Origin of the sequence: Variovorax sp. LjRoot130, from assembly GCF_964253755.1 — a bacterium.
Taxonomy (GTDB): domain Bacteria; phylum Pseudomonadota; class Gammaproteobacteria; order Burkholderiales; family Burkholderiaceae_C; genus Variovorax.
Genome location: NZ_CAXURM020000001.1, coordinates 742,533 through 754,635 on the forward strand (window position 1 = coordinate 742,533; position 12,103 = coordinate 754,635).

8 protein-coding genes are annotated in these 12,103 nt (G+C 67.2%); all 8 read left to right on the plus strand.

The window, feature by feature from the left end; genetic code table 11:
* The first annotated feature begins 28 nt into the window (after positions 1-28).
* From tssH to ACSQ86_RS03820, 8 genes are read left to right on the plus strand one after another with little or no spacing between them, the layout of a single operon-like run.
* Positions 29-2,701, plus strand: a complete 2,673-nt coding sequence (gene tssH, locus ACSQ86_RS03785; RefSeq protein WP_436308515.1) for a type VI secretion system ATPase TssH — start codon at positions 29-31, stop codon at positions 2,699-2,701.
* 20 nt (positions 2,702-2,721) lie between these two features.
* Positions 2,722-3,531, plus strand: coding sequence for a hypothetical protein (locus ACSQ86_RS03790; protein ID WP_436302734.1), 810 nt, complete (start codon positions 2,722-2,724; stop codon positions 3,529-3,531).
* Between the two features lie 3 nt (positions 3,532-3,534).
* Complete coding sequence (locus tag ACSQ86_RS03795; protein WP_436302735.1) at positions 3,535-4,902, plus strand: tetratricopeptide repeat protein; 1,368 nt, start codon at positions 3,535-3,537, stop codon at positions 4,900-4,902.
* A 20-nt stretch (positions 4,903-4,922) separates the two neighbouring features.
* Positions 4,923-7,295, plus strand: a complete 2,373-nt coding sequence (locus ACSQ86_RS03800) for a type VI secretion system Vgr family protein (RefSeq protein ID WP_436302736.1) — start codon at positions 4,923-4,925, stop codon at positions 7,293-7,295.
* A gap of 18 nt (positions 7,296-7,313) precedes the next feature.
* Positions 7,314-9,965, plus strand: a complete 2,652-nt coding sequence (locus ACSQ86_RS03805) for a DUF2169 family type VI secretion system accessory protein (RefSeq protein ID WP_436302737.1) — start codon at positions 7,314-7,316, stop codon at positions 9,963-9,965.
* A gap of 23 nt (positions 9,966-9,988) precedes the next feature.
* Positions 9,989-11,038: a pentapeptide repeat-containing protein gene (locus ACSQ86_RS03810; RefSeq protein WP_436302738.1), complete on the plus strand. Its 1,050-nt coding sequence runs from the start codon at positions 9,989-9,991 to the stop codon at positions 11,036-11,038.
* A 5-nt stretch (positions 11,039-11,043) separates the two neighbouring features.
* A complete protein-coding gene (locus ACSQ86_RS03815; protein WP_436308516.1) occupies positions 11,044-11,682 on the plus strand; it encodes a DUF3540 domain-containing protein in 639 nt (212 codons plus the stop codon).
* Positions 11,683-11,692: 10 nt separating this feature from the next.
* Positions 11,693-12,088, plus strand: a complete 396-nt coding sequence (locus tag ACSQ86_RS03820; RefSeq protein WP_093110786.1) for a DUF4150 domain-containing protein — start codon at positions 11,693-11,695, stop codon at positions 12,086-12,088.
* Positions 12,089-12,103 lie beyond the last annotated feature (15 nt).

The window sequence follows — 12,103 nt, forward strand, 5'->3', positions numbered from 1 at the left end:
TTCGTCTTGACTACATACGGAGAAGCTCATGAGTGAAATCAGCCGCACTGCCTTGTTCGGCAAGCTCAATTCGCTGGCCTACAAGGCGATCGAGGGCGCCACGGTGTTCTGCAAGATGCGTGGAAACCCGTATGTGGAGCTGGAGCACTGGTTCGCCCAGCTGCTGCAGTCGCAGGACTCCGACCTGCACCGCGTGATCCAGCACTACCAGCTGGACATCTCCGTCATCGCCAAGGACATGACGGCCGCGCTCGACCGCCTGCCGCGCGGCGCCACCGCGATCAGCGATTTCTCGCCGCACATCGAGAACGCGATCGAGCGCGCCTGGACCTACGCCACCCTGCAGTTCGGCGAGGCGCAGGTGCGCACCGGCTACCTGCTGGTCGGCATGCTGAAAACGCCGAGCCTGCGCAATCCCTTGCTCGGCCTCTCGAAGCAGTTCGACAAGGTCAAGGTCGAAGACCTGGCCGACAACTTCGCCAAGATCTGCGATGCCTCGCCCGAATCGAAGATGCGCGCGCAGGACGGCACCGGCATGGGCAGCGGCGCCCCCGGCGAAGAAAGCGGCGCGATGGCGCCGGCCGCCATGGGCAAGGGCGATGCGCTGAAGAAGTTTGCTGTCGACCTCACGGAGAAGGCGAAGAAGGGAGAGATGGATCCGGTGACCGGGCGGGACGAGGAAATCCGCCAGATCGTCGACATCCTGATGCGGCGCCGCCAGAACAACCCGCTGCTCACGGGTGAGGCGGGCGTCGGCAAGACGGCGGTGGTGGAAGGCTTCGCCCAGCGCCTGGCGCGCGGCGACGTGCCGCCGCAGCTCAAGGACGTGAAGCTGCTCACGCTCGACATCGGCCTCCTGCAGGCCGGCGCCAGCATGAAGGGCGAGTTCGAGCAACGCCTGCGGCAGGTGATCGACGAGGTGCAGGCTTCGCCCACGCCGATCATCCTGTTCATCGACGAGATCCACACGCTGGTGGGTGCGGGCGGCGCGGCTGGCACCGGCGATGCGGCCAACCTGCTGAAGCCCGCCTTGGCGCGCGGCAACCTGCGCACCATCGGCGCCACCACCTGGGCCGAGTACAAGAAGTACATCGAGAAGGACCCGGCGCTGACGCGGCGCTTCCAGGTCGTGCAGGTGCCGGAGCCCGACGAGACCAAGGCCATCCTGATGCTGCGCGGCGTCGCCAGCGTGCTCGAGAAGCACCACCGCGTGCAACTGCTCGACGAGGCGATCGAGGCGGCGGTGAAGCTGTCGCACCGCTACATTCCCGCGCGCCAGCTGCCCGACAAGGCCGTGAGCCTGCTCGACACCGCCTGCGCGCGCGTCGCGGTGTCGCAGCATGCGATGCCGCCCGAGGTGGAAGACTGCCAGCGCCGCATCGAGGCGCTCACGGTCGAGAGCGAGATCATCGGCCGCGAAGAGGCGATCGGCATCGACGTGAGCAAGCGCGCGCCGCAGGTGCAGGCGCTGCTTGCCGAATCCAATGCCGAGCTCGAAAAGCTCAATGCGCGCTGGAAGGAGGAGAAGGGGCTGGTCGACCGGCTGCTCGAACTGCGCGGCAAGCTGCGGGCGGGGAACAAGCCGGTGGATGCGTCGACGCCAGGGGATGGAGACCGCGCCGCCCTGCTCGCGGAGTTGCACGAGCTGCAAACCCAGATCAGCAGCGTGCAAGGCGAGTCCCCTCTGATCCTGCCCTCGGTCGATTCGCAGGCCGTGTCCTCGGTGGTCGCCGACTGGACCGGCATCCCGGTCGGGCGCATGCAGCGCAACGAGATCGAGACCGTGCTCAACCTGCCCAAGCTGCTGGGGCAGCGCGTGATCGGCCAGGACCACGCGATGGAGATGATCGCCAAGCGCATCCAGACCTCGCGCGCCGGGCTGGACAACCCGAGCAAGCCGATCGGCGTCTTCATGCTGGCGGGCACCTCCGGCGTCGGCAAGACCGAGACCGCGATCGCGCTGGCCGAGGCGCTGTACGGCGGCGAGCAGAACATGATCGTCATCAACATGAGCGAGTACCAGGAGGCGCACACCGTGAGCTCGCTCAAGGGTGCGCCGCCCGGCTACGTGGGCTACGGCGAGGGCGGCGTGCTGACCGAGGCCGTGCGCCGCAGGCCCTACAGCGTGGTGCTGCTCGACGAGGTGGAGAAGGCCCACTCCGACGTGCACGAACTGTTCTTCCAGGTTTTCGACAAGGGTTTCATGGAAGACGGCGAAGGCCGCAGCATCGACTTCAAGAACACGCTGATCCTGCTCACCACCAACGCCGGCACCGACATGATCGCCAGCATGTGCAAGGACCCGGAGCTGATGCCCGAGCCCGAGGGCATGGCCAAGGCGCTGCGCGAGCCGCTCTTGAAGATCTTCCCGCCCGCGCTGCTGGGCCGGCTGGTGACCATCCCGTACTACCCGCTCTCCGACGAGATGCTCGGCAAGATCGTCGAGCTGCAGTTGAAGCGCATCAAGAAGCGGGTCGAGGCGCGCTACCAGATCCCCTTCGACTATTCGGACGAGGTGGTCAAGCTGGTGGTCAGCCGCTGCACCGAGAGCGAATCGGGCGGCCGGATGATCGATGCCATCCTCACCAACACCATGCTGCCCGACATCAGCCGCGAGTTCCTGAACCGGATGATGGAAGGCAAGCCGATCGAGCGGGTGCAGGTGGGCGTCGACAACGGTGCGTTCAGCTATCAGTTCTAACAACCGTGAGGTGAACCGTCATGCCACACCATACCAACAAGGTGAAAGTGCTGAGCCCGCTGCTGGCCATTGCGTACTCCGACCTCAACGGCACGCGCGCGAACTATCCGACGACGGCGCAAAAGAACCTGCTGCTGAACGGCGCAGCAGCGGCCAGGCGGATCATGCGCAGTGCCGTCACCGAGATGGACCGCGTCGTGTACCTGCGAAGGCCGGAGGGCCAGCCCTTCACCAGCATCATGAATTACCACTTCGGCCTGGCCGCCAATCGCCTCAACCCGATGCTCAAGAGCAACGTGGTGGACAAGTCGATCAGCCTGAAGGCCATCGCCCAGAAGGACCGGCGAAGCATATTGAACAAGGCCCGAATGGGCATGCTGAGTGTTTCGTTTCACCTGAACACTGGCGTCTATCTGATCGATATCGACGCCGGCGTGAGAACCATCGCTGCCGGTTCTCCCGTTGCGGCAACCTTTTTCGACAACACCGACGAGGGCTATGTGCGGGGCGGTCCTACCCAGCCTCACACGGGCCTTCTATCGGGGTTCAGGAACGGGGAGATCCATATCTCGTTCGCAAAAATGCAGGCCGATGGATACACGGCCGACGCCGTCGCCAGAGTGATCATTCACGAAGCGTTCCACAAGTACTGGGCGGCATTGGACCATTGCTATGCATGGAACCTGGCGACCTACCGTGGGCTCAATTGCGAGCAGGCTGTCGACAACGCGGACAGTTTTGCCTGGGCCGCGTTCTCGCTGGACCAAGGGGCACTCATCGAAGGCGTGGACTCCCACGACACGCACCACCAGGCAGTCGCGGTGCCCTGAACGATGAAGCTTCCACCGGGTTACGAACCTGCCACCCATCTGCGCTTCGACGAAGCGCTGGCATTGGCGATGGCCATGCACCGAGCCAATCGCCTCGACGATGCGGCACAGCTCTATGAACGCCTCCTCGAAGCGGCGCCGGCCAATGCCGACGCGATGCACTTCAAGGGCGTGCTGGCGCACCAGCGCGGCCGCAGCGAAGAGGCGCTCGCGCTGATCCGCGGCTCGATCGCGCTGAATGCCGCGGTGCCCGACTGGCACAACAACCTGGGCAACGTGCTGCTCGAAACCGGCCAGGTCGACGCCGCCGCGGATGCCTACGAAGAGGCCGCGCGCCTGGCGCCTGCGCGCGCCGACATCCACAACAACCTCGGCGTGCTGCGGCGCGAGCAGGGGCGGCCCGAAGAAGCGGAGAGCGCCTACCGGCGCGCCATCGAACTGGATCCGAAGAACGTCGAGGCCCACACCAATCTCGGCCGCCTGCTCAACAGCCTGGGACGCGAAGAGGAATCGATGCGCTGCTTCTGCGAAGCATTGCTGCTGAAGCCCGGCCATGCGCCGGCGCGCGAGGCGCTCGGCCTGGCCTACTACACGCTCGGGCGCTTCGAGGAGGCGGCGCAGGTGTACCGCGACTGGCTGAAGGACGAGCCCGGCAACCCGGCGGCGCGCCATCATCTCGCGGCCTGCTCGGGCGAAGGCGTGCCGGCGCGCGCCGCCGACGACTATGTGGAGAAGGTGTTCGACGGCTTCGCCGACAGCTTCGATGCCAAGCTGGCGCACCTGCACTACCGCGCGCCGGAGCTGATTGCGCAGACCGTGGCCGGGCTGCTGGGCGCACCCCGGCGCGAGCTCGCCGTGCTCGACGCCGGCTGCGGCACCGGCTTGTGCGGCCCGCTGCTCGCATCCTACGCGCGGCGCCTGGAAGGCGTCGATCTGTCCGAGCGGATGCTGGCGCGGGCCCGGGTGCGCCAGGTCTATGACGCGCTGGCCAAGGCCGAACTCACGGCCTTTATCGAAGGCGCGGCGCCGGCCTCCTACGACCTCGTCATCTCGGCGGACACCCTGTGCTATTTCGGCGATCTGCGTGGGGTGGCCCAGGCCACGGCCAGGGCGCTGCGGCCGGGCGGCTGGCTGGTGTTCACCGTCGAAGCGCTCGATGCGCCGGAGGATGTGAAGGAGGCGGGCTTCCATCTGCACCACCACGGCCGCTACAGCCATCGCGACAGCTACCTGCGCGAGGTGCTCGCGGAAGCGGGGCTGGCCGTCGGTGCAGTGACGGCCGCGCACCTGCGCATCGAAGGCGGCAAGCCGGTCGACGGCTGGATCGTGTCGGCGCAGGCCTGCGAAGCGGCGGCCTCCCATTCGTCCTAGAAAACACAGAAAGAATACGCATGGCCGACACGCAATTCATCATCAAGAGCGACTCGCCCGTCAACGACGACCTGATGTTCTGGAGCGTGGTGGGCCAGGAAAGCCTGTCGCGTCCGGCGGCCTACGAGCTGACCGTGCTGTCGGCCAACGAGAAGATCGACGCCAAGGACATTCTCGGCCGCGCCTTCGACGTGGTGTTCGAGTTCCTCGATGCCGACGGCGCCAAGCACGAGCGCCATTGCCAGGGGCATGCGGTGCGCTTCATGCGCAAGGGCAGCGTGGGGCGCTATTTCGAATACCGCTTCACGCTGCGCTCGTGGTTCTGGCTGCTCACCAAGCGCAGCAACTCGCGCATCCTGCAGGACAAGCCGGTGCTGGACCTGCTCGATGCCGTGTTCGAGGACAGCCCGATCAAGCGCTTCAAGAAGATCAAGACCGACAAGGTCATCGGCACGCACGATGCGCGGCGCTACAGCGTGCAGCACCAGGAGAGCGACTACCAGTACCTCTCGCGGCTGCTCGAGGACGAAGGCGTCTACTACTGGTTCGACGCGCACGACGCGCCGGGCACGATGCACCTCGCCGACGCGAGCGACGTGGCGCACAAGAAGCTGCCGGTGACCGACACGCTGAACTACGTGGCCCCGGGCGCGAGCGAAGCGCGCTTCAACGAGATCAGCCTGTGGGTGGATTCGCGCCGCCTCGACACCGGCAGCTTCGCCTCGCGCGACAGCGACTTCAAGGCCATCCGCAAGAAGCTCAGCGCCGACAAGGGGGATCCCGACGTGCACGAGCTGGCCGATTTCGAGGCCTTCGAGTTTCCCGGCGGCTACTTTCGCGAAGCCGATACCGAAGACGCCGCCAAGGTGCGCACCGAAGAGCTGGTCGCGCGCCGTCGCCTGAACTGGGCCATCACGCGCTGGCCCGACGTGGCCGCCGGCATGAACTTCAGCTTCAAGGGCCATCCGGCCGGCGGCGCCGACGGCGACTACCTGATCGCGAGCTGTGCCTTCGTCGTGACGCATCCGGGCTACGAGAGCATGAGCGAGAGCGAAAGCCAGGTCGACCGGCAGGGCCAGCTGCTGCTCGAGCTGCTGCGCGAGGACCCGATCAACGCCAACTGGATCGAAGCGTTGCAGGACATCGTGCGCGGGACGCCGGAGCTGCACCAGCCGGTGCGCGGCAATGGTGTCTTCCTGCTCACCGTGCTGCCGGCAGAAACCGTGTTCCGGCCGCCGCGGCTGACGCCGCGCGTGACCATGCCCGGCCCGCAGAGCGCGATCGTGGTCGGCCCGAAGGGCGAGGAGATCCATGCCGACGACTTCGGCCGCGTGAAGGTGCATTTCCACTGGGACCGCTACGACGAGAGCGACGAGAAGTCCACTTGCTGGGTGCGCGTGTCGCAGCCCTGGGCCGGCAAGGGGTGGGGTGGCTATTTCATTCCGCGCATCGGGCAGGAGGTGATCGTCGATTTCCTGAACGGCGACCCGGACCGGCCGATCATCGTCGGGCGCGTCTACAACGACGACCAGCCGAAGCCCTTCGATTCGCACACGCAAAGCGGCTTTCGCACGCGCTCCACGCCCAAGGGCAGCGCCTCGAACTGCAACGAGCTGCGCTTCGAGGACAAGAAGGGCTCGGAGCAGGTCTTCCTGCACGCCGAGAAGAACCAGGACATCGAGGTCGAGAGCGACGAGACGCACTGGGTGGGCCACGACCGCAAGAAGACGGTGGACAACGACGAGACCAACCATATCAAGAACAACCGGACCGAGACGGTCGGTGTGGACGAGAAGATCGACATCGGCGCCAACCGCACCGAGACCGTCGGCGCGAACGAAGACATCACCATCGCGTCGAACCGGACCGAATCGGTCGGCGCCAGCGAGACCGTCTCGATCGGCGCGGCGCGGGATCACACCATCGGCGCCGACGACACGAAGACGGTGGGCGCCAGCGAGAGCGTCACCATCGGCGCCTCGCGCACCGACACGGTCGGCGGGTCGATGACCCAGACGATCGGCGGCTCGCTCTCGCAGACCGTGGCCGGCGGCATCACCACGACCACGGCCGGCGCCTACACCATCACCGCGACCGGTGGTTTGACGGTCTGCGCGCCGGGCGGCGTGAAATACATCGACAGCTTCTTCAGCCGCCTGGGCGGCAACCTGCTCGAGAACTACAACAACATCGTCAAGCTGACGCCGATGAGCATCGAGGGGACGGGTTTCAAGGCCGAGGCCTGCGGCATCAAGATCGACGAGGGCGGCCTCTTCAACAAGAAGGCCGGGGTGGCGCTGCTGCACCTGGGCAGCTTTCTCGAGAACGCCGGCCCGGTGCTGAAGAAGGCCGCCGTGGTGGTGGACAAGGCCGGCCTGCACCTGATCGGGTGAGCGGGCCGCCCGAGCGTCATGAGAATCGTCAAGCCCAACTGCCTCAGCGTGCTCCCACGATGCATCGAGCACAGGCGGGAGCTGTTCCTTTGCGTGTCGACCTTCGCGATGGTTCCGCTGCGCGAGGCAGCCATGCTGTGCTCCGAGCAGAAGCTGTGGACTGTGCTGCCGCAGGCCTTTCCGGAATTCGTCGAGGCGGGCGCGCCGAAGAAGGGCGGCGAGTTCCTGCTGGCGGGCGCGGTGCATGCGCCGCCAGGCTCGCAGGCGGCGAGCATCTCCTTTGGCATCCGTTTCGCCGGCATCGAGAAGATCGCGCTGGCGCACGGGCGGCGGTTCACCGACGGCCAGGCGATCGTCCATCAGGAGCCGCTCACCCGCGTCGCTCTCGATTGGGCGAATGCCTATGGCGGCAAGGAGTTCCCGCTCAACGTGCGCGGCTGCGGGCATCCCTCGTCCGTGCGGCCCGATGGCTATCTGCCCTTGCCGTGCATCGAGGCGGCGGACAAGCCCTGGCATCGGGATCCGGCGCGCAACCGGCCGATGGCCTTCGGCGTGCTCGACCTCGCGCATCCGGAACGCCTCGCCTGCGCCGGCACCTATGACGAGGCTTGGCTGAAGACCGAGTTTCCCGGCTTGGCGCTCGATGCGGACCTGTGCATCCACAACATCGCGCCCGCCGACCAGCGCAGCGCCTCGCCTTTCGCAGGCAACGAAGGCTACGAACTGGCTCATCTCTCGGCCTCGGAGCCCTTGCTGCGCGGTGCCTTGCCGGGCGTCGCGGTGCGCGCCTTCATCCAGCGCAAGAGCGCGGCGCACGAAATGGAAGAGCTGAGCACCGCGTTGCGCACGGTGGTCTTCCTGCCGGAGGCGGACCGGGTCGTGCTGGTCTGGCAAGGCCTGTGCAAGGTGGCGGAGGACGATGCCGGCGACATCCAGACCGTGATGGTGGCCGCCGAACACATCGGCCGCCCGCGCGCGCGCGGGCACTACAAGCAGGTGCTGCTGGACCGCGTCGAGTCCGAGGACGCAGCATTGCTGTCCTTGATGGACGAGCAGCTGCTGCCCGAGGACTTGCCCTTCGAAGGCCTGCTGCCGGCCGATTTCGATCTCAACCGCAAGCCGGCCGCCGACAGCTACGGCGAGCGCCTGCGCCGGCGTGCGGAAGTGCAGCTGAAGGCGGGCCGCGACGAGGTGATCGCCCTGGGACTCGATCCCGACGCGCATGCGCCCGCGGCCACGCTCGGGGCGCTTCCGCCCATGCCGCCGCTGCCCCAGCTCGGCGAGTTCATGCGCCAGCTCGCGGTGGACGGGCAGAAGCGGATCGAGCAGGGCAAGAAGGCGGCCGCCGCGATGCTGCAGGCCTCGGAGACGGCGTACACGCAACAGGGCCTTTCGTTCGACGTCGTTCGCGACGAGCTGGCGGGCGTCGGGCAGGGCGGGCCGCCCAAGCCGCTGAAGCCACAGACGATGGCCACGCTGAACGAGCTCCAGGGCGTGGCGAAGCGCAGCAACACGCCGCTGGACGAAGTGGACGAGATGCTGGCCGACGAGAAGCTGCACGCACGCTGGGACCGGCAGGATCGCGAGTTGCGCGACATCTATGTCCGCCATGCCCAGCACATGCATCCCGCGCCCGCCGCGACCGGCAGGTTCGCCGAGCGGCAGCATCGCTGGGTGGAAGAGCGGCTCGCGGCCGGCCACGGCCTGCGCGACCTCGATCTCACGGGCGCCGATCTGCGCCGCTTCGATCTGCGCGGCGTCGACTGCACCGGCGCCATGCTCGAAGCGGCGAATCTCCATGGCATGCAGCTCGCCGGCGCCAGCTTCGACGGGGCCGTGCTGGTGCGCGCCGATCTGGGCGAAGCCCTCGCGGCCGGCTGCGACTTCAGCAATGCCAATCTGGGGAAGGCGAACCTGCACAGCGTGGACGCCGCCGGCGCGGTGTTCGCCGGAGCGAACCTGTGGGAGGCGCGCCTCGAGCAAGCCGGGCTGGCACGCGCGATCGTGGGGGCTGCCCAGTTCTATCGCGCATCGTTGATCGGCATCGACCTCTCGCATGCGGAGCTCGCCGAGGCCCAGTTCCTCGAGTGCGACCTGTCGTCGGCCGACTTCAGCCACGCCAACTTCGGCGGCGCCCAGTTCATCAGTTGCAAGGCCGAGGGCGCGCGGTGGCTGCAGTGCACCGGCGGCACTGCCGTGTTCTACAAGTTCGCCTGCCGCGGCGCCGATTTCTCGAATGCCAGCCTGCCAGGCGCTCGTTTCGTCGAGGCGATCGATCTCGCCGGTGCCGTCTTCGCCGGCGCCACGCTGGCCGGCGCCTATTTCGGCCAGGGCAGCGACCTGAGCGGCAGCTGCCTCGACCGCGTGCAGGCGCGCCAGGCGGACTTCACCGCCTGCAACCTTGCCGGTGCCACCTTCAGGCACGCGGACCTGCGCGAGGCCAGCTTCCGCAAGGCGCTGCTGGGGCGCGCCGACCTGAGCGGTGCGAACCTGATGGACGCCATCCTGAGCAACGCCGAAGCCTTCTCGGCACAGCTGTGCGACTGCAACCTGTACGCGGCAGACCTGGCGCGCATCCGCGCCGATGAGCACACCTCCTTCGAGGGCTCGCTCACGAAGCGAGCCCGCATCTATCCGCGCTGGCGCCCACCTGTGCCTTCATCGCCATGACGCCGATGCAGAAGAGCGAACTCATGGCAAAGATCGAGAATGCCGACCCGGTGCAAGGCGCTTCGCTGCAAGGCGTCGATCTGTCCGGCGCCAGGCTGAGCGGCGCCGTGTTCGAGAACGTCGATTTCCGCGGCTGCGCGATGGCCGGTGCCAGCTTTGCCGACAGCATCCTGAGCAAGTGCCGCTTCGACGGCGCCAGCCTCCAGGGCGCGGTGATGACGGGCGCAACCTTCCATGAGTCGAGCGTGTGCGATGTGGATCTGTCGGAATCCGCCTGCGTGGGATTCAATGCGGTCCAGAGCCGCTTCGACGGCAGCAGCTTCAGCAAGGCCGACCTGACGGAAGCGAACTTCATCAAGTCGTCGCTGGCTGGCGCCCGGCTCGCGGGCGCAAGGGCGGTGCAACTGTCGCTGGTCGAAACGCGCACCGAGGCGATCGACCTCTCGGACCTGCTGTTCTTCAAGTCCGTGGTGGTGGAGGCCGATCTCTCGGCCGCCGACCTGAGGGGCTGCCGCATCGATCAATCGGTCATGAGCAAGGTGCGCCTCGCGGGCCAGCGGCTGGCGGGCGCCGACTGGCAGCGCAGCCAGTTCATGGAGGCCGATCTGGACGGCGTCGACCTGTCGGGCGCGCAGCTGCAGCAATGCAACTTCAAGGGCGCCAAGTTGACGGACGCGAACCTGGTCAAGGCCAAGGCCGCCAACACGCTGTTCATCGAATCGCGCTGCGAGCGCATGGACGGCAGCGGTGCGGATTTCTTCCAGAGCATCTGGAGCGATGCGCTGCTCGAAGACGCCCGCTTTGCCGGCACGCGGCTCGAGCAGGCGATGCTCCATCGCGCCAGGTGCCTGCGCGCCAGCTTCGCACGCGCCAACCTGGTCTACGCCGACTTTTCCCATGCCGACGTGTCCGGCGCCGACTTCGACGGCGCCAGCTGGGAACGCACGAAATTCCATCAGGCGCGGCGCATCGGCGTGCGCCTGCCTGCCGGCGCCAGCATCCTGTACGAGGATCCCGAGCTCGCCGCGGCCGAAGCATGGAGCCCCCTCGATCCGCCATCGCAAAAAAGGTGAACGCCATGGAAGTCATCGATCAACGCGAGCCCAAGCTCGCGGCGCCGTCCGCCGCCGCGGCCTACGTGGTCGGCAGCGTCGTGGAGACCGCTGCCGACGTGGTGTACGTCAGCTTCGACCGGCGCGTGCATGAAGCAACGCGCGCATTCAGCTGCATGGTGGTTCCGGAGCCGGGCGACGAGGTCGGCCTGTTTCGCGCGCCGGACGGTCGTCTCTTCATGACCGCGGTGCTCAGCCGGGCCTGCGATGCCCCCTTGACGCTCCATGCCCCGGAAGGCTTCGCGCTGAAGTCGGACAAGGACATCCGGATCGAAGCGCAGCAGGCCGTGCATCTGCAGGGCGCGACTTTCACCGGGCGGTTCGACAGCGCGCACTGGGCCGCGCGCCTGATGCGCGTGACCGGCGTCGAGTTCGTGCTGCGTTCCGCGGCGGCGCGGCTCTTCGCAGAGGCCGCGGAGGCAGTGTTGTCGCGCTTGCAGGTGTCGGCCGATCGCAGCTATCGTCATATTGCGCAGGCGGAGCATGTGCGCACCGGCATCCTCGACGTGAAGGCCGAGCACGTGGCGAACATCCGGGCCGGGACGATGCTGCTTTCCTCGCGCGAGTTGACCAAGGTCGACGGCGCCCAGATTCACGTTGGATGAAAGGATCGCCATGTTCGCGAACACCCAGATGGGCGGCCAGGACACCGGCTTCCCGGATGTCTGCCTGACGCCGACGCCCGGCGGGCCGGTGCCCACGCCCTATCCGAACATCGCCACGCGGCCGATGGCGGTCAATGCGGTCTACACGGTGCTGCTCAGCAACGCGCCGGCACACAACCTGGGAACCACCATCCCCATGACCAACGGCGACAACGCCGGCGTCGCCACCGGCGTGGCCTCCGGCACCGTCATGGGCCCGGCGCGCAACCTGACCGGCGCGTTCACGGTGCTGATCGGCGGCAAGCCGGCCACGCGGCTCAGCAGCGTGGCCTTGCAGAACAGCACGAACTGTCCTGGTGTGTCGATCGCGCCGAGCCAGGTCAAGGTGCTGCTGCTCGCGCCCTAGACAGAGAGTAAAGAG